This window comes from Cupriavidus necator N-1 (assembly GCF_000219215.1).
In the GTDB taxonomy this organism is placed as follows: Bacteria; Pseudomonadota; Gammaproteobacteria; order Burkholderiales; family Burkholderiaceae; genus Cupriavidus; species Cupriavidus necator.
The window spans coordinates 387307-405270 of the sequence record NC_015723.1 but is presented as its reverse complement, the minus strand read 5'-3'; the positions used below and the strand labels follow the sequence as shown (position 1 = coordinate 405270).

Below are 17964 nucleotides of genomic sequence, written 5' to 3'. Positions count from 1 at the left end.
GTAAGTTTCTTGATGAAACTTACGATAGCGCATTAAGTTGCATGATGCAACTTAATCATCTATGATTGCGCTTATGCACCGTAAAACTTTCACAGGAATGAACTGCTCCGTGGCAGGCGCCCTCGAGCAAATCGGCGAATGGTGGAGCCTGCTCATCGTGCGTGAGTGCACGTTGGGGACGACTCGTTTTGACGACTTCCAGCAACGCCTCGGGATCGCGCGAAACGTGCTGACCACGCGACTGAACACGCTGCTCGAGCATGGAGTGCTGGTGAAGGTGGTGGCGGAGGGCAGCGAACGGCGCACCGAGTACCGACTGACGGAAAAGGGAGAGGCCCTTTATCCGATCATCGTGGGGCTAATGCAATGGGGCGACGAATGGTGCAGCTCGCGAAAGCCCATCCGCCTCGTCGAGGACAGCACCGGCAAGCCGGTCGAACCGGTCAGCCTGCGCGTGGGTCCGCGCACGCTTGGCTTGCGCGACGTGCGTCTGGAAGCCGGCGAGGGTGCGACGGCGCAAACGGCCGAGATCATCGACGCCCGCAATAAGGCCATACTCGGCAAATAATCATCCAGTCACTCACATCTTGGCAAGGCCTCCGCGTCGCGCGGGCCCGGCGGCCGCCGCACACCAGCGGCGCGTTTCGCCATGCGGTCCGGGGTTGTGGTACTTCGCGCGCCCGCTGCCCTCCCCCTACTTGCCAGGCACGACGAGTGGGGCGCCCTTCGTGACGATATAGGTCGCGAGTTCTGACGCCTGCCCTGTGCCGACGTTCCTAGCTGAATGTGGCGTGCCTGCGGGAATGAATAACGACTCGCCCGCGTTGAGCCTGACCGGCTGTTGGTCGGCAAGCCGGTATTCAAGTGTCCCCTGCAGCACGTGGGCGATCTCTTCGCCGGGGTGCGAGTGTTTCGGTGCGAACGCGCCGCGGTCGAAATCCACGCGGACCTGAATGCCTTCCCGACCCGGGACGCTAAGGTCGTGGCTGGCCAGATCGGTTCGATGGACTTCAGGCGTCTGTGCCTGCGCGCTGTGGAGATGCGCGGCAAGGCTGGCGACGACCAGGGCACCCATCGTGATTCGGACGATATTCATTTCACTTTCCTTGATTGTCTTTCGAAGCGAGCAAGCGATTCGTGCGGGGCCGGCTGGCTGCATCCGCAACGATTCATCGCGTGTGAGTGATGCTGGAGCGGCCTCGCCTACTCCGCGTCGAATGCGGCGCGCACCTCTGAAATTGTCGCGGCCTTGTCCTGGAGATGCGGGTAATGGCCGATGCCGGGCAACAGCTTCAGATTCAGATGCGCGCGGCTTGCCAGCTCCTCGCCCATCTCCTTGCGAATGTAGATGTCCTTCTCGCCCCAGATCACCGTGACGTGCGTTTTCAACTTGGCCAGGTTCGCTTCGAAATCGTCCTGGTCGCGTGTGAACCGGGTGTAGTACTGATAGAACGCGTCAGCAGAGGTCAGTTCACCGTTCTGCCATCCACGGGCCATGTCTGCCTTGAACTCCGGCGAGACTTCATAGTGTGAGGACTCGGGAAGCCCACGCGTGAATGCGTTCTGCAGGATCTCGTCGCGGGTCCGGTTGAACGCCGCATGCACAGCATCCGCGGTGGCGGGATCCTTGAGCCCCTGCAGTCGCTCCTGCATGAACTGCGGACGGTTGAACGGTGCAAAGTCGCCAACAATGATCCGTCTGGCGATGGCTGGCTCATTGACGGCAGCCATCAGGGCGGGCAGCGCCCCGATATCGGTCGCGTAGATCACCAGCCGCTGCTTATCGATTCCGGTCGTGGAGATGTAATCCACCAGCACCTTGGCATAGTCCCTGGGCGCATAGGAAAACTTGTCCACGCCGGGACGAGACGATTCGCCATAGCCGGGCCAGTCGAAAGCGTGAACCTCATAGTCCTGGCCCAGGGAAGACGCCACGTCTTTCCACGCGTAGAGCGTTTCAGGAAATCCGTGCAGAAACAAGACCGTGCCTTTAGCGCGCGCATTGTGCACAACCAGACGCCTTAGCTTGATATCGGGATTGACTTGCACGAACCCGATCTCGGGCGTCGTGTTCGGCGTTGCCGCGTGTGCGTTGCCAATGAGCAATGTGGCAACCAGGGCGGCTGCAGGACCGGCGGCACCTGTGAACCGAAGCGCGCTGCGAACCGTGGTTTTCATCGTCATGTCTTTCACCATTTTGCTTGACCTGCAAGCACCCAAACCGACGCGGCGGGTTTCTGTTGCATATGCAGCATTGAAGAATGGATTTGTATTCCTACTGTAGTGAATCGCCGGGGCCAACGTATTTGTTCGTATCTGCCGCTGCCATCGATACGTTGGCATACAAAAATCCCTCAGTGTGCAGTTCTACGTCTGCTCAAATGCAAGTGCCCATCGTCAAGTTGCACGCGAAGTGGTCGGCCTCATAGTACGCAGCTGAAGGCCTCAGGATCCATCTCGGGCATTGAGGCGATTTGTCCGGCGCTGACACGTTCCGTGACAAATCAGGACAGACCGCAATACAGACGGGACACAAGCCCTGTCTTAAATGGGTTTTGATGCAATTAGCTATGTTGACCGCCAGAATGGCTGCATATGCAACTCAATCACCATGAAGACTTCTGACTCCAGCACCGCAAAAAAGGACAGCGCAGGCAGTGAAATCCTGCGGAGCTGCCTGCTTACCCGTACCCGTCAGATTTCCCGTGTGCTGACAGCAATCTATGGCCGCCCTGTGCAAACATCGGCATGTCCCGCAGGATATGTTCAAGCAGCTTGAGCGCCGCCGCCGGTAACGGTCGCCCAGCCTTGACCAGCAAGCGCGCCTGGGTGCCCCTGAACAGCGGATGATCGATCGGCACCACCGTGAGCATTCCGGCAGCGATTTCGCGATACGCGGCGAACTCACCGCCGATCAGCGTCATGTAGTTTTCGTAGGCAACAAACTGCTTGAGCGCCGTCAGTGAGTTGGTGACCAGCGTCGGCCGGATCCTGATGTTCTCCGCGAATTCGAGCATCTTGGCGGCGTGCCCGACGCCGAATGACGCCGGCATCATGGCCAGCGGCCAGGACAAGATGTCCTTGACGCTGGCTGCGCCGCCACGCAATGCCAAGGGATGGTCGGGCCGCACCAGCAGGCCGACCGGCTGCGACGAGCTCGCCAGATACTCGATGCGCGGATGTGGCGGCGGATTGAAGGCAAGTCCGATGTGCGCGCGACTTTCGGCCACGGCGTCGAGCACCTGATCCACGCCGAGGATCTCCATGCTGACGTCGAGCAGCGGGTACTGCGCGCAGAACGGCGCTAGCACTTCATTGACTAGTGCATCCACGTACCCCTCGCTCAGGACCAGCTGGACCTGCCCCTGCTGCAGGCCCTTGAGGGCATGGAGCTGGTCCTCGAGCTTCTCCTGATGTGACCGGTAGCCGTGCCAGAACTCAAGCAGATGCGCGGCGGCCTCGGTCGGTCTGACCCCACGCGCCTGTCGCTCGAACAGTGTCGTGCCAAGTTCGTCCTCGAGCAGCCGGATCTGCCGGGTGATCACAGATGGCGATGTGTTGAGACTTTCCGCAGCGCCGCGAATGGTGCCTTGCTCAAGCACTTCGCGGAAGTAGCGCAGCCGCTGCTGATTGATTTCGCGCATGTCGAACCATCCACTTGGCCGATGACAGACTCACACCATACCTGATGCGTTGCCCGGAAGGCAACGAAGTGTGGACATGGTTGCTGTTGGAGATTGCCGTTGACGCTGCCACTATCGATCCATCCACGCGGTACCCACATAAAAGACATTGGAGACTGGCATGCTGGTGATCTCGAGCGAAAGCGCAGTAGACGACACCCCCACCCTCTACAACAAGATCAACTGGCGACTTCTGCCGTTCCTGCTGATCTGCTACCTGTTCGCCTACCTCGATCGCGTCAACATCGGCTTTGCGAAGCTTCAGATGCAAGGCGACCTCGGCTTCTCCGATGCCGCATATGGCGTGGGCGCGGGGATCTTCTTTATCGGCTACGTGCTGTTCGAGATACCGAGCAACCTGATGCTGCCGCGCATCGGCGCACGCAAGACTTTCAGCCGCATCCTCGTGCTCTGGGGCATCACCTCGGCCTGCATGCTGTTCGTGCGCAACGTGCCGATGTTCTACGCCATGCGTTTCCTGCTCGGCATCTTCGAAGCAGGCTTTGCCCCGGGCATGATCTACTACCTGTCCTGCTGGTACGGGCCTCAGCGCATGGCGCGCGCCATTGCGATCGTGTTCCTTGCCGGCCCGCTCGGCGGCATTGTCGGCGGCCCGGTCTCGGCATGGCTGATCACCGCGCTGTCAGGCACCGGTGGCCTGGCCGGCTGGCAATGGATGTTCCTGGTCGAAGGCCTGCCCTGCATCCTGCTCGGCGTGCTCGCCCTGTATTTCGTGCCGAACCGTCCCGCTGACGCCGCCTGGCTGACCGAGCAGGAAAAGCGCCTGCTCGCCAACGAGATCGGATCCAGCGCGGCGCACAATCATTCCTTCCTGGCCGTGGCCCGCGATGTCCGGGTCTATGTGCTGGCCCTGGCGTACTTTTGCATCATCGCCGCGATCTATGCGATCAGCTTCTGGCTGCCGACTTTCATCAAGGCCCAGGGCGTGAACGACACCGTGCAACTCGGCTGGTACTCGGCCCTGCCCTATGTCGCCGCGGCCTTCGGCATGTACTACATGGGCCGCCGCTCGGACCGGGTCGGGGAGCGCCGTTTCCACAGTGCCGTGCCCGCAACCGTCGGCGGATTGCTGCTCGCTGCGTCCATCCTCGTCGACGGCAATCTTGCGGCATCGCTAGTGTTGCTCACGCTCGGTACCTGCGCGCTGTGGATGGCCTACACGGTGTTCTGGGCCATGCCCTCCGAATACATCAAGGGCCCGGCGGCTGCAGGCGGCATCGCACTGATCAACACGATCGGGCTATCGGGCGGCTTCTGGGGCCCGGCCATCATCGGGTGGGCCAAGACCGCCACCGGCAACCTTCACCTCGGTGTGCTGATCCTGTCCGCGCTGCCAATCATCGCCGCACTGATCATCCTCGCCAACAAGCTTCCCGCGAAGCGGTAACAAGGAGTCGTCATGCTTCTACATCTCTCCACCTGGTCCGAAATCGAGCAGTTCCTCAAGCGCAGCCGCACGATCGTCGTGCCGATAGGCTCCAACGAACAGCACGGTCCCACAGGGCTGCTGGGCACGGACTGGCTCTGTCCCGAAATCATTGCGCGTGAAGCGGAAAAATCCGCCGATATCCTCGTGGCCCCCACGTTTAACATCGGCATGGCACAGCATCACCTCGGCTTTCCCGGCACCATCTCGCTGCGCCCGTCCACGTTCATCGCCGCGATCGGCGACTGGACCCGCTCGCTGGTGGTACATGGTTTCGAAAAAATCCTGTTCCTGAACGGCCATGGCGGCAATGTCTCGTCGATCGATGCCGCGTTCTCCGAGTTGTACGCCGAAGCAAGCTTTGCGCGTCGTCGTGCCGGCTTCGCACTGAAGCTCTGCAACTGGTGGGATCTCGCAGGGGTGGGCGAACTGGCACGAGACCAGTTCCCGACCGGCCACGGCGCGCATGCCACACCTTCGGAAATTGCTATCACGCAGTACGCCTTCCCCGATTCGATCAAGTCGGCCGACTATGCGCCGCCCATTGCCCCGACCGGCCCGATCCGCGAAGCCCTCGACTTCCGTGCCCGCTTCCCGGACGGACGCATCGGTTCCGATCCAGGCCTGGCAACGCGCGAGAAAGGCCGCGCACTGGTCGAACTGGCCGCGCAGTCCCTGGCGCGCGAACTCGAAGCCTTCGGCCGCGAGCCGATGCCGGACTGAAACCGGTCTGCTGGCGCCACATGACTCGCGATGACTCCCCGTGGCGCCAGCCATATTGCCCTCCATCGACAAACATCATGCAATCACACGATATCCACCAAAGACTGAAAGCACTCGACATCGAGCTGTCCCCTGCAGGCGCGCCGGCTGCCGCATACGTAATGAGTGCGCAGAGCGGCAACCTTGTCTACCTCTCCGGCCACATTGCGAAGAAGAACGGCAACGTGTGGGTTGGCAAGCTCGGCGCCACGATGTCGACGGACGAGGGACGCGCCGCGGCCCGTGCGGTCGCGATCGATCTGCTGTCGACGCTTCAGGCCCACACCGGCGATCTGAATCGCGTCAAACGCATCGTCAAGGTCATGAGCCTGGTCAATTCAACGCCCGACTTCACCGGGCAGCATCTGGTCACCAACGGCGCATCGGAGCTGTTCGTCGACGTGTTCGGCGATGCCGGCAAGCATGCGCGGTCGGCATTCGGTGTCGCACAGATTCCGCTGGGGGCCTGCGTGGAGATCGAAGTCTGCGTCGAACTGGACTGAGGCATCAGATCGAACCAAACAGTGCACGCAGATGAACTCTAAATATCCGCGCGACAACTTTCAACGCGGCAACCCGTTGCTCATGCGAAGCGACGCAACAAGGCAAGTAGCCAGATGAACGCCCCCACTCCTTCCTCCTCTCTTACCCCCGTCGGTCCCCGCATCAACAGCCCGCGGCTCTGGGAACATGTCAACGCCATGGCAAGGATCGGTGCCACGGCCAAAGGCGGCGTCAACCGCCAGGCGCTCACCGCAGAAGACACCCAGGGCAAGATGTTATTGCTCCAGTGGGCATCCAGGCGTGGCTATCAGACCTCGATCGACCCGATCGGCAATCTGTTCATCCGCCGCCCCGGAAGGAATCCGGGCCTCAGCCCGGTATTGACGGGTTCTCATCTTGACTCCCAACCGACCGGAGGCAGGTTCGACGGTGTCTACGGCGTGCTTGCAGGTTTCGAGGTACTCGAGACACTTGACGATCACGGCATGGAGACCGAACGCCCGATAGAGCTCGTTGTGTGGATGAACGAGGAGGGCTCAAGGTTCCCACCCCCCACGATGGGCTCCGCCGTTGCGGCCGGCGCGCTGCCGCTGACCGATGCATTGGCAATCAAGGACGTCAACGGGATCGATGTGGAAAGCGCATTGACGGCCCAGGTCGCCGAGCTGCCGGTTCTGGAGAAGCGCCCGCTTGGCATGAGCGGCTTTGCCTATATCGAAGCCCACATCGAGCAGGGCCCCGTGCTCGAGAACCAGGCATGCGATGTGGGCATTGTCACGGGCATTCAAGGGCTTCATGCCTACGAGATCCAACTGCTAGGCGCCGAGGCCCACGCGGGCACGACGCCGCTGCGGCATCGCAAAGACGCGTTGGTGGCCGCCACCACGCTCATCGGATGCCTTCGCGCCGCGATAAACGACCCCGAGGATATCCTGCGCTTCACCGTCGGAAGGCTGGAGGTTTATCCGGGATCGCCCAACACCGTGCCAGGCAGGGTGACATTCAATATCGATCTGCGGCATCCCGACCCCGATTCCCTCCTGCGTGCCGGCGAGACGATCCTTCAGCTTTGCTCCGGCGAGATTGAAGGCTGCCCGGTGTCAGCGAAGGTTCTGTTGAGGTCCACACCGATAACGTTCGACGATCGCGTGGTGGCAACCGTGCGCAAAGCTGCTGGTGGTCGGGCCATGAAATTCCTGAACATCGTTTCCGGCGCGACCCACGACGCCAAGTACACCGCACAACATATTCCCACCGGAATGATTTTCGTGCCTTGCGAAAAGGGCATCAGCCACAACGAGGCCGAAAACGCGCGCGAAGTCGATGTCGCGGCTGGGGCGCAGGTCCTCTGCGACGCCATGCTTGCGATCATGTCCGAACCACTATAAGCAGTTCCAACTGCCCACATCGATTTCGGACTGACGGCACACGGGCAGCCATCGGACGCGCGACCACCGCGAAGTGTCGGTCGACACAAAGCGAAGTTGCCACGCAGTAACGCCAAAACCATTTCGACCACGGATGCCGGCGCCGACGCGCACCGTGGCGACGCTATGCACACCAACCAAAGGAGAGGTCTGTGTCTCAGAAGGACCAAATTTCAGGGAGCAGGAGGGACGGTGCGTCCCTCTATCGAAAGGTAGATATACGCCTGCTGCCGCTGCTGTTCATTGGCTTCATGTTCGCTTATCTGGACAGAGTCAATGTAGGCTTTGCGAAGCTTCAGATGCAGAGCGACCTCGGCTTCTCCGACGCCGCCTACGGCATCGGGGCAGGAATATTTTTCGTGGGCTATGTCTTGTTCGAGGTGCCAAGCAATCTCTTGCTGCCCAGGGTTGGCGCCCGGCTTACCTTCAGCCGCATCATGGTGCTCTGGGGTATCACCTCGATGTGCATGGTGTTCGTCAATAGCGTTCCGGTGTTCTACGCCCTGCGCTTTCTGCTGGGCGTCTTCGAAGCCGGCTTCGCGCCGGGCGTCCTCTTCTACCTGTCGCGCTGGTATGGTTCGAGCCGCATCGCCGGCGCAATTTCGATAGTTTGGCTTGCGGGTCCTTTCAGCGGAATTGTTGGAGGTCCGCTGTCGGCGTGGATCATGACGGCTTTCGCCGGTACGGCCAGCCTCGCCGGTTGGCAATGGATGTTTCTCATTGAAGGCGCCCCCACCCTCGTGCTTGGCGTCGCGGCCTACTTTCTGCTGGTCGATGATCCATCCAATGCAAAATGGCTCAACGACACGGAGAAACGCGCGCTGGCTGCGGAAACGAACACGGCTGCAGACCGGCGGCACGAATCGTTTCTCATGGTACTGCGTGATCCCAAGGTGTATGTCCTGGCGGTAGCCTATCTGTGCATCATCGCGCCGATCTACGCCTTGAGCTTCTGGCTGCCGACAATCATCAAATCCGCCGGTGTCACCAGCACACAGACCCTCGGTTGGTATGCGGCCATTCCTTATGTGGCAGCGGCGTTTGCCATCTTCTTCGGCGGCCGCAGCTCCGACAGGCGTCAGGAGCGTCGAATCCACATCGCCCTGCCGGCTGCCATAAGCAGTCTTTGCTTCATTGGCTGGTACCTCGCCGACGGCAATCTCGCAGTGACACTGGTATGCGTTAGCGTCGCCACCGGCCTGATGTGGATGGCCAACATCGTCTTCTGGGCCGTCCCGCCCGCGTACATCAAGGGCAACGCACGAGCGGGAGCCATTGCCCTGATCAATACGATTGGCCTGTCTGGCGGCTTCTTCGGCCCAAGCATCATCGGCTGGTCGAAATCCGTGACCGGCAGCATCTACCCCGGGTTCCTGCTGATGGCAGCGATGTTGCTGATGTGTGCATTCATCATCCTGTTCCTGCGGCTGAAGCCCGGGGGCGATACTGCGCTTCGCCACGAGTCATTGCCGGCCAGTGTGGGTCAAGCTAAGTAAGCTCCTCTGGCCATTGATCACACATGCCTGTAGGCACTCGACTATGAAGTCCCCGGGGGGCCATGCGGGACAAACGTCTTTCGTTGCCTGCGGTCAGACCAGACAGGTGCGCAGCCCTTGCGATGCGCGCCCTCCCGATGTCCCTGAATGAGAACGTCCACATGAAGCTCGCCGAATACACCGCCCTTGACGGCATGGGGCTGCATCATCTCATCGCCACGCGAGAAGTGACCGCAATGGAAGTGGCGCAAGCCGCATTGGCTGCCATCGAGGCCGTCAATCCCCAGGTAAATGCTGTGCTCGATTACTGGCCCGAAGAGGTGGAGATACAGTCAGCTGGCATCGTGAGCGCCGATCCGAGACCGCTCGGCGGCGTGCCGTTTCTCCTCAAGGATCTCGGCGTCACCATGCAGGGACGCAGGAGCGAAATGTGCAGTCGCCTGGCGATGGGAACCGTCGCAAAGGAAGACTCATACGTGATGACGAGCTTCCGTCAGGCAGGCCTGATTACGCTCGGGCGAACTGCCATGCCGGAACTGGCAGTTAGCACGACGACGGAACCCGTGCTGTACGGCCCGACGAGAAATCCCTGGAGTCTGCAGCATGGCGCGGGCGGATCGAGCGGCGGTGCAGGAGCGGCGGTGGCCGCCGGTATCGTTCCGATTGCGCATGCGACGGACGGAGGCGGATCGATACGGGTGCCGGCCTCCTGCAACGGGCTGTTCGGTCTGAAGCCGACCAGGGGACGCGTGTCGAACGGGCCCCACGTGGACGAAGTATGGAATGGTCTGGGCGTGCATTTTGCCGTGAGTCGAACTGTGCGCGACAGTGCAGCGCTGCTTGATGGCATCCACGGCGGCGGCGTGGGCGAGCCCTACTACATTGCCCCACCCAAAGACAGCTATCTGTCGGAGATCCGGCAGCAGCCGGGAAACCTGAAGATCGGGTTCATGATGAATCCATTCAGTGCCGCGCGTGCTGACACGGGGGTTGCTGATGCCTTGAGCAAGGTGGCCAGGACACTCGAGTCCTTGGGTCATCATGTCCATGAAGTAGCGCCAGACTTGGGTGTGAGCTGGGACGCCTTTGTGCAATGCAACGCGAAAATCTGGGCTGCCAACGCAGCGCTCCGGATCAACGGCATTGCCGCAGCCACCGGACGAACTGTGGATGAAAAACACCTTGAACCTGCAACGCTCGCGCTCTATCGATACGGCATTGAGATTGGCGCCGTAGAGCTCCTGTCGGCATTGCAGGTCAGAAATACGGTCACACGGGCGCTGGGTCGGTTCTTCGGCGACTACGACATTCTGCTGACACCGACGTTACCCGGACTTCCGCCTCGGATTGGTGAATACAACCGGGTGGAAACATCGGTCGATGGGCTTGGCTGGATCGCGCACGTTTTTAGCCAGTCACCGTTTACCGCGTTATCGAACGTGACGGGAACGCCAGCAATGTCAGTGCCGCTTTCCATCGACCCTCAAGCGGATCTGCCAATCGGCTCGCATTTTATGTCTGGCTTCGGGCGGGAGGACACGCTGTTCCGTCTGGCCGCACAATTGGAAGCGGCATGTCCTTGGCGCGAACGGCGGCCACCGGTATGGGCAGGATCAATCGTCAACAAGACGTCGAAACAGTAGCAGCCGCTATCCTGGCACCAAGTGGCGGAATCACAGCAGTGCATGCGGCGGCGCCGTCAACACCCATCAGGATTCCATGGGTCGCGCATGTGCGCTTGGCGTGCTCGCTGACTCGGGCTCTAAAGCGCGATGCATGGCTTGGCAACCCGTAAGCATCTTCGTTGCAAGGGCGCTGGGGCGGTTTCGGCCTGAGCGCCATCAGAACAATGGAGATGCAGCTCGCGGCTGAGAGTTTACGTTAGGTGAATTAAAGCAGATTCGTCATTGAAGCAGTCCGCGCGCCCGCCTGAGAGAGGCGGGCGCGCAATACATCAATGCTCATGCGGTTTCGAAACTCTCAGATCTGGGACCGTGACGGCGACCACCTCGGTAGCCAGGATCTTGTGGCTCGGATCAGCCAACTCTAGCCGAAGCTTGTGCGGCCCCGGCGTGAGCCCGACGACGATGATCGGGTCTTCACTCGTATGTGCCCAAGTGCCACGAACGTCGTCCACTGTTACGTGCAAATGCCCGATGCGTGGCGAGATATCGACTGCTGGCTTGCCAAATACCGGCATGACGCGGAAATTCTCCGTCCGGAATTGGACGATGACTACGCCGCGCGCAAGCGGCTCGGCAAGTGCCGGGTACGCTATCAGCTTGGGCGCTGGCTCGCCGCTGAGCGGAAGAATGGCAGGTGGCCGCACGGCATCCTGTGCTGTTTGCGCGGATGCGCCAATGCAGAATGTCGCCGCAATCGCGGCCGTCGAAAGGTATTTCAGGTTGGAGCGCATGACATATCCTTTTTCGCAGGTGGGTTGCCTCGATGCGCGGGCCATGCAGAGCGATCGCGCGTAGTTTGAGGACAGTCTCCACATTTCATCACACGCCGGTCGACCGTTGTGGTGATGTTGTATGGGAAGGTATCGCTTGCCATTCCTGATACATAGCAATACACCATTCGTCGGTATTCCTGCCGGCAGGCTTCAAGTTGAACTGAGCTTCCCTCTGTTTTTGGCCTTCCAGAGGCCGCCGGTTATGCAGCCGCATCCTCGGTCTGTTGAGCCTTGAGCCAGTTTTGCAGGAACTGAACCGGTGATACAAAGCCCAGCGATGAATGACGGCGACTGCGGCTATAGAACACTTCGATGTATTCGAACAAGTCCGCCATTGCTTCCTGGTGCGTTCGGTAGCGCGTGGCGTGTACTCGCTCGTTCTTCAGGCTATTGAAGAAGCTCTCCGTAGGGGCGTTGTCCTGACAATTTCCTTTGCGGCTCATCGAGCAGCGCATGCCATATTCCGCCAGCACCTGGTTCGGCGCCGTCGGCGTGAAGCTGCGTGCCAGTAGATTCTCTGCAACGGGCAGCTTGTGCTTCGAGTCCGTCGTCACCTTGTAGCGCCGTTTGTGCCGGGCCCGGATGCCGTTGTCGCGCATGAGCCGCTCAACCCGCTCTTTGCTGGCCGGAAACCCACTTGCGACGAAGTCATGCACATACTGGGCCACCGCCAAGCCACCAGACACTTCTAGCTCATAGTCGTGGCGGCGCAGCAGGAAATCAGGCCCAAAGTAGAAATCCTGAACGGCACTGTGGCTGGCGATAGCCCGGGGGGAACTTCGCACGCAGAACCCGCCAGATTTCACCGTACTCGGCCGAAACGCCGGGTGCGCCAGGGACTGCCTCGCCTTGTGGCCGGTGTGCGCCGCAAAGCGCAAACGGCTCTTCACGCGCGCGGCCAAAAAAGAGACAGCCCTGCACGTCCGGTCGGCTATCATGCGAATCCTCTCTGAAGTAGCTCCCTATGATTTCCGTCCGTAATGTCACGCTGCGTCGCGGCGTCAATGTCGTACTCGACCGCGCGTCCGTCACCTTCAACCCCGGCGAAAAGATTGGCCTTGTCGGCCGAAATGGCGCCGGCAAGTCATCCTTCTTCGGCCTTCTCAACGGCACGCTGCACGAAGACAGCGGCGAGTTCTCGATTCCCGCTGCATGGAAGATGGGCCAGGTCGCGCAGGAGATGCCGGAGACCGAGCAGAGCGCGACCGACTTCGTAGTCGAGGGGGATACCGTGCTGTTGGCCGCGCAGGCCGAAGTAGCCGCCGCCGAGGTCAGCGACGACGGTATGCGCATGGCGCACGCCTACATGGACCTGCACGACGCCGGTGCGCACGATGCCCCCGCACGTGCCCAAGCGCTGATCCTCGGCCTTGGCTTCAGTGCTGCGCAGCTTAGTCAGCCGGTCAACAGTTTCTCCGGCGGCTGGCGCATGCGACTGCAACTGGCACGCGCGCTCATGTGCCCGTCGAACCTGCTGCTGCTCGACGAGCCGACCAATCACCTCGACCTCGACGCGCTGGTCTGGCTGGAAGCCTGGCTCAAGCGCTATCAAGGAACCCTGGTAGTGATCAGCCACGACCGCGAATTCCTCGACGCGGTGACGCAGGTGACGGTGCACGTCGACAACGCCAAGCTCGTGCGTTATGGCGGCAACTACAGCAAGTTCGAAGACATGCGCGCTGAGCAGCTCGTACTGCAGCAGGCCGCGATGGCCAAGCAGGCGGACAAGATCGCCCACCTGCAGAAATTCATCGACCGTTTCAAGGCCAAGGCCTCGAAGGCGAAGCAGGCGCAGAGCCGGGTCAAGGCGCTCGAACGCATGGAGAAGATCGCACCGGTACTTGCCGACGCAGAGTTCAACTTCGAGTTCAAGGAGCCGCTCAACGTTCCGAACCCGCTGTTGTCGATGCTAGACGCGAGCTTCGGCTACCCGGCGCCGACCGGCGCGCTGCCGGGCACGCCGCCCACGGTCATCGTGCGGGGCATCAACCGTTCCGTGCTGGCCGGGCAGCGCATCGGCATTCTCGGTGCCAACGGCCAAGGCAAGTCCACGCTGGTGAAGACGGTGGCGCACGCGCTGGCGCCGATTGCCGGCGAAATCAGCGAAGGTAAAGGCCTGAATATCGGCTACTTCGCACAGCAGGAACTCGACGTGCTGCGCCCGCTCGACACGCCGATGGAACACATGATCCGCCTTGCCAAGGACACGCCGGCGCACATGCGCGCTCCCGGCCAGAGTGGCACCGAACAATCGCTTCGCACCTTCCTCGGCACCTTCAACTTCAGTGGCGACATGGTCCATCAGGCGGTTAGCACGATGAGCGGCGGCGAGAAGGCGCGGCTCGTGTTGTGCATGATCGTGTGGCAGCGTCCTAACCTGCTGCTGCTCGACGAGCCTACCAACCACCTCGACCTGGCCACCCGCGAAGCGCTAGGCATGGCGCTCAACGAATTCGAAGGCACAGTGATGCTGGTCAGTCACGACCGGGCCCTGCTGCGCGCCGTATGTGACGAGTTCTGGCTGGTCACCAAGGGCGGCGTCGAGCCCTTCGACGGCGATCTGGACGATTACCAGCAGTTCCTGCGCGATGAAGCCCGTCGCATGCGCGAGCAGGCGCCCACACAATGAATGGATTGTGTGGGCTCCAGTTCCGGGTCGAGTTTATGCTTCGAAGACCTCGCGATTGGCCTCTACAAATTCAGCGACCGTCTGCGGCGCCTTGCCCGTGATCTCCTTGATGACGCCGTCAGTACCGGAGAAGATGCCGTTCTGATAGTCGACCGCGGTAGCCAGGAAATGCTGGATCACGAATTCCGGCAGGTTGTACTTCTCCAGATGCTCACGATATTGCTCAAGGGTCGACGGCGCATAGGTGATCTTGCGTCCCAGCACCTTGCCAATCTCATCGGCGATTTCTTGCTGGTTCAGCTCGACAGGACCAAAGAGGGAGTAGGTCTTGCCGATATGATTCGAAGGCTCAGCAAGGATATTTGCGATCAGACGGGCTTGGTCCTCGGCGGCAATCGGTGCATGACGACCGGCACCATAGGGCAACGTGATCTTTCCTTCCTGCACGAGAGGGTCGAGTACCCACGGAAAAGTCAGCCATTCGGAGAAGTAGGTCGGGCGAATATGGACGGCCGGCACACCGGACCAGTCGAGCACGCGCTCGGCGATCCAGTGGTCGCGGGCGGCATGGCTCTCCGAATCGTCCCGCGCCGAGATTTGCGACATCTCGATGACGACGTCTACGCCGGCGCGCTTTGCGGCATCGGCAAAGTATGAGGTGGCCTGAATGTAGCCCGGGCGAACCGGATAGCAGAGATACGCTCCCGCAACGCCTTCCATGGCGCGAATCACGTCGTCATGCTCGAGAAGGTCACCCACGAAGATCTCGGCGCCTTCATTGCGCAGCGCAGCGCTGCGCTCATCTTCCTGGTGTACGAACGCGCGAACCGCGTGCCCAGCGTTGAGCAGAAATCGGGTGGTGTAGACCCCGGTCTTGCCGGTGGCGCCAGTGATGAGATATTTGCGCTGTTCCATGTATTGCCCCAATCTGTGAATGTGTCCGACAGGTTTACATCGCCCCGAGGTGCTGCTTCACATCCTCCAGAATCGCCGCTGAAGCGTCGGAATCTTCAACGACTCTTGACATCGTTACGGCCCCAATCATGGCCGCCGCTGCGAACACAGCCGAGGACCTTGCCGCCTTTGGCGACTTGCCGTCCATTCGCTTCGCCAGTACATCGACCAGCTCTTCAAAACCTTGCGTGGCTGCCGCCCGCGTCTGCGCATCAGCCCTGGCGAGTTCGCTCCCCATAGCCGCCAGCGGACATCCGCCTGTCCGTGTGTCGCGGTGGTGCTCAGACACATAGGCATTGACGACGGCGGCAAATCCGTTGTCCGCATCGCTATCTCGCGCGGCGGCTTCCAGCCCGTCGATGACCTCGGTCATCGCCTGAGAACACGCTTCTGCGATCAGTTGATCCTTCGAAGAGAAATGCCGATAAAAACCGCCCTGCGTGAGGCCTAACGGCGACATCACGTTGTTCAATCCCGTCGCCTGGATGCCATGGATCCGGAACTCTCGCGCCGCGACCTCCACAATGCGTCGGCGGGTATCCGCTGTTTCAACCTTTGATTTCCGCATCACCTTTCTCCGTACCTTTGTGTGTGGTCGCTAACCATCTTATTTAGATGGTATGTAACATCTAAATGGAAGTCAAGGAAGAGAAATGCGGGGTGCCGGTGGACTTTTCGGCAGAAAAAAGTTACCCCTGCGGCGCTTCTGCTGCGCCGCGGGCAGCAAGATAGGGCCGCAAGTGAATCCTTATTCGAATGCCTTCAGTCCCTTCACTACGGCGGGACGTTGTGCGGCTGTCTGAAACCACCGCATAAGGGCCGGGTGATCCGGCCACTGAATATTGCCGCTGAAGGTACTTGCGATGGTGAATGCCGCAATGTCGGCAAGCGAAAACGTATCGCCAGCCATGAACTCTGTCGACGTCAGGAATTGCTCCGCTTCGATGAGTGAGGCTCTTGCCAGTTCATGGATGTGCGAGGCGTGAGCGCCTGCGCCGATCTGCTCAAGCCGGAACGCACAGTGACTTACCGCGATCACGTCAGTCAGAAAATAGAAAAAACGCTCATAGACCTTGGCGCGTGCCACCGGATCGGCGGGCAGGAGCTTGTTCCTGGAGCGCTCGGCCGCAAACAGCATGATGGCATTCGACTGCGTCAACACGAAATTGCCGCCGTTCCGGTACTCGACAAGTACCGGAACCTTGCCGAAAGCATTCAGGACACGATGTTGCTCGCTGCGCTGTTCACCCGCAGCCAGATTGACCCGCCTGACCGTATAGGGGATGTCCGCCTCGTCAAGCGCGATCGCGGCACGGATACAGTTGCCAGTCAATGCTCCATACAGTTCGATCGAACCTTGCATGCGTCCTGCCTCATCCATGCGAGCCTCACACTAGGCTACCGGTAGATACGGGCGTGCCGCCTCAGCGGTCGTCTCCTGAAGCACCAATCGGACGTTCGTCTTCGTTACCAAGTTGTCGACGTCTAATAGTAGTCGGTGGATCTACCGGTCGCTCGTGACAACTCGCCGTCCATGCCCTGGCGTGCCCGGCTCGGTACGCCCGAGGCGGTGACCTGGATATCTGCGGGCCCCGAGCAAAGCATAAGCCCATTAGACGCCTAGTTCCTTCAACCGAGCCTTCAATCGTGGCCCGGCGAAATCAAGAAATGCGCGCAACTTCAGCGGCAGAATCCCCTGTCCAGGGTGAACCAGGCTGATGGGCCACGGCGCTGGCTCGAACGCTTCGAGCGTGGTCTTGACCGCACCGGCACGGATCGCGTCCGCCATCTGGTAGGACAGCACGCGAGTGAGGCCGACCCCGGCCACCGCCGCGTCGATTGCGGCTTCGGCAGTGCTCACGACAAGCCGCGAGCGGATGGGCACCTCCACCTCCGCCTTGCCCGACAGGAAAGTCCAGACTTGCCTGGATGCAATCTGATCCATGGTGATGCATGCATGGCCGGTTAGCTCAAGGGGGTTCGTCGGCGTGCCATGTTCATCGAAGTAGGCTGGGCTCGCGCATACCACCCGACGCGTTGTGCCAATCCGCGTCGCTATGAAACTGCTGTCGGGTAGTTCAGCGATCCGCACTGCGACGTCGACTTGCTCTTCAAGAAGATGCATCACACGGTCGGTCAGCACCATCCGCACATCGATGTCCGGGTAAGTCTTGAGGAATTCCGCGACCACCGGCAACAAGTGCAAGCGTCCGAAGACAATGGGCGCCGTCATGACAAGTTCACCTTTAGGCGCCGCGTATTCCCCCGATGCGGCACGCTCTGCTTCTCCAACTTCATCGAGAATGCGCCGGCACGCGGCGACATAGGACTGTCCGGCTTCTGTGAGCGCAAGTTGCCGGGTGGAGCGATGCAGGAGTCGGGTTTTCAGGTGTGACTCCAGTTCTGCGACCTTGCGGCTGACCGTTGCAAGCGGAATCTCGAGCTGCCGGGCAGCTGCAGAAAAACTGCCTGCGTCGACCACGGCCACCAGAATCGACATGGATTCGAAACGATCGGCCACGTTCTCATTTTTTGGGAGGGTGATTCTTGATGATGGCAGATTATCTTTCTGGGTGGAAGCGCCTACTATCCAGGCATTCCTCG

General features: G+C 60.6%; 16 protein-coding genes and 1 pseudogene. 8 read left to right on the top strand and 9 right to left on the bottom strand.

All coding sequences use genetic code 11. The features are described 5' to 3' along the window. The first annotated feature begins 109 nt into the window (after positions 1-109). Positions 110-568: a winged helix-turn-helix transcriptional regulator gene (locus tag CNE_RS19955; protein WP_238553114.1), complete on the top strand. Its 459-nt coding sequence runs from the start codon at positions 110-112 to the stop codon at positions 566-568. A gap of 126 nt (positions 569-694) precedes the next feature. On the opposite strand, the gene CNE_RS19950 is transcribed toward CNE_RS19955, so the two are convergent. From CNE_RS19950 to CNE_RS19940, 3 genes are all read right to left on the bottom strand, one after another. Then, complete coding sequence (locus CNE_RS19950; RefSeq protein ID WP_041228537.1) at positions 695-1096, bottom strand: cupin domain-containing protein; 402 nt, start codon at positions 1094-1096, stop codon at positions 695-697. Between the two features lie 107 nt (positions 1097-1203). Beyond that, positions 1204-2184 (bottom strand): alpha/beta fold hydrolase, encoded by a 981-nt coding sequence (locus tag CNE_RS19945; RefSeq protein ID WP_148271643.1) that lies wholly within the window; start codon positions 2182-2184, stop codon positions 1204-1206. 497 nt (positions 2185-2681) lie between these two features. Next, positions 2682-3644, bottom strand: coding sequence for a LysR family transcriptional regulator (locus tag CNE_RS19940; protein ID WP_013952078.1), 963 nt, complete (start codon positions 3642-3644; stop codon positions 2682-2684). A 160-nt stretch (positions 3645-3804) separates the two neighbouring features. Between CNE_RS19940 and CNE_RS19935 the strand changes: the two genes are divergently transcribed. The 6 genes from CNE_RS19935 to CNE_RS19910 all read left to right on the top strand — a co-directional run bounded on the left by CNE_RS19935 (position 3805) and on the right by CNE_RS19910 (position 10962). Next, positions 3805-5091, top strand: coding sequence for an MFS transporter (locus CNE_RS19935; protein ID WP_013952077.1), 1287 nt, complete (start codon positions 3805-3807; stop codon positions 5089-5091). A gap of 12 nt (positions 5092-5103) precedes the next feature. Further along, complete coding sequence (locus CNE_RS19930; protein ID WP_013952076.1) at positions 5104-5853, top strand: creatininase family protein; 750 nt, start codon at positions 5104-5106, stop codon at positions 5851-5853. A gap of 77 nt (positions 5854-5930) precedes the next feature. After that, positions 5931-6395, top strand: coding sequence for a RidA family protein (locus tag CNE_RS19925; protein WP_041228535.1), 465 nt, complete (start codon positions 5931-5933; stop codon positions 6393-6395). Positions 6396-6509: 114 nt separating this feature from the next. Next, the gene (locus tag CNE_RS19920) at positions 6510-7784 is read left to right on the top strand and encodes a M20 family metallo-hydrolase (protein ID WP_013952074.1); all 1275 of its coding nucleotides are present in this window, start codon (positions 6510-6512) and stop codon (positions 7782-7784) included. Between the two features lie 191 nt (positions 7785-7975). Beyond that, entirely contained in the window at positions 7976-9319 is a 1344-nt protein-coding gene (locus CNE_RS19915; protein ID WP_013952073.1) for an MFS transporter, read from the top strand. A 161-nt stretch (positions 9320-9480) separates the two neighbouring features. Next, positions 9481-10962, top strand: a complete 1482-nt coding sequence (locus CNE_RS19910; RefSeq protein WP_041228786.1) for an amidase — start codon at positions 9481-9483, stop codon at positions 10960-10962. Positions 10963-11273: 311 nt separating this feature from the next. Here CNE_RS19910 and CNE_RS19905 read toward each other — a convergent pair whose 3' ends face one another. Beyond that, positions 11274-11735 carry a DUF6130 family protein gene (locus tag CNE_RS19905; RefSeq protein ID WP_013952071.1) on the bottom strand — a complete coding sequence of 154 codons (462 nt, stop codon included), beginning with the start codon at positions 11733-11735 and terminating at the stop codon, positions 11274-11276. A gap of 242 nt (positions 11736-11977) precedes the next feature. After that, positions 11978-12466, bottom strand: a pseudogene (locus CNE_RS39325) (IS3 family transposase); the annotation flags it as partial. A 275-nt stretch (positions 12467-12741) separates the two neighbouring features. Between CNE_RS39325 and CNE_RS19895 the strand changes: the two are divergent. Next, positions 12742-14406, top strand: coding sequence for an ABC-F family ATP-binding cassette domain-containing protein (locus CNE_RS19895; RefSeq protein ID WP_013952069.1), 1665 nt, complete (start codon positions 12742-12744; stop codon positions 14404-14406). A gap of 33 nt (positions 14407-14439) precedes the next feature. On the opposite strand, the gene CNE_RS19890 is transcribed toward CNE_RS19895, so the two are convergent. The 4 genes from CNE_RS19890 to CNE_RS19875 form a co-directional block, all read right to left on the bottom strand. After that, complete coding sequence (locus tag CNE_RS19890; protein ID WP_013952068.1) at positions 14440-15321, bottom strand: NmrA family NAD(P)-binding protein; 882 nt, start codon at positions 15319-15321, stop codon at positions 14440-14442. Between the two features lie 34 nt (positions 15322-15355). Next, positions 15356-15928, bottom strand: a complete 573-nt coding sequence (locus CNE_RS19885) for a TetR/AcrR family transcriptional regulator (protein WP_041228534.1) — start codon at positions 15926-15928, stop codon at positions 15356-15358. A gap of 180 nt (positions 15929-16108) precedes the next feature. Further along, positions 16109-16723, bottom strand: coding sequence for a glutathione S-transferase family protein (locus CNE_RS19880; RefSeq protein ID WP_041228533.1), 615 nt, complete (start codon positions 16721-16723; stop codon positions 16109-16111). Between the two features lie 249 nt (positions 16724-16972). Next, on the bottom strand, positions 16973-17860 hold the full coding sequence (locus tag CNE_RS19875; RefSeq protein ID WP_041228532.1) for a LysR substrate-binding domain-containing protein: 888 nt from the start codon (positions 17858-17860) through the stop codon (positions 16973-16975). Positions 17861-17964: the final 104 nt, after the last annotated feature.

Bases quoted from the DNA above. Each gene is read 5' to 3' on its own strand.
- CNE_RS19875 (WP_041228532.1), bottom strand. From the start codon at position 17,860: ATGTCGATTCTGGTGGCCGTGGTCGACGCAGGCAGTTTTTCTGCAGCT.
- CNE_RS19925 (WP_041228535.1), top strand. From the start codon at position 5,931: ATGCAATCACACGATATCCACCAAAGACTGAAAGCACTCGACATCGAG.
- CNE_RS19880 (WP_041228533.1), bottom strand. From the start codon at position 16,723: ATGCAAGGTTCGATCGAACTGTATGGAGCATTGACTGGCAACTGTATC.
- CNE_RS19885 (WP_041228534.1), bottom strand. From the start codon at position 15,928: ATGCGGAAATCAAAGGTTGAAACAGCGGATACCCGCCGACGCATTGTG.
- CNE_RS19935 (WP_013952077.1), top strand. From the start codon at position 3,805: ATGCTGGTGATCTCGAGCGAAAGCGCAGTAGACGACACCCCCACCCTC.
- CNE_RS19950 (WP_041228537.1), bottom strand. From the start codon at position 1,096: ATGAATATCGTCCGAATCACGATGGGTGCCCTGGTCGTCGCCAGCCTT.
- CNE_RS19940 (WP_013952078.1), bottom strand. From the start codon at position 3,644: ATGCGCGAAATCAATCAGCAGCGGCTGCGCTACTTCCGCGAAGTGCTT.
- CNE_RS19895 (WP_013952069.1), top strand. From the start codon at position 12,742: ATGATTTCCGTCCGTAATGTCACGCTGCGTCGCGGCGTCAATGTCGTA.
- CNE_RS19910 (WP_041228786.1), top strand. From the start codon at position 9,481: ATGAAGCTCGCCGAATACACCGCCCTTGACGGCATGGGGCTGCATCAT.
- CNE_RS19920 (WP_013952074.1), top strand. From the start codon at position 6,510: ATGAACGCCCCCACTCCTTCCTCCTCTCTTACCCCCGTCGGTCCCCGC.
- CNE_RS19930 (WP_013952076.1), top strand. From the start codon at position 5,104: ATGCTTCTACATCTCTCCACCTGGTCCGAAATCGAGCAGTTCCTCAAG.
- CNE_RS19905 (WP_013952071.1), bottom strand. From the start codon at position 11,735: ATGCGCTCCAACCTGAAATACCTTTCGACGGCCGCGATTGCGGCGACA.
- CNE_RS19945 (WP_148271643.1), bottom strand. From the start codon at position 2,184: ATGACGATGAAAACCACGGTTCGCAGCGCGCTTCGGTTCACAGGTGCC.
- CNE_RS19890 (WP_013952068.1), bottom strand. From the start codon at position 15,321: ATGGAACAGCGCAAATATCTCATCACTGGCGCCACCGGCAAGACCGGG.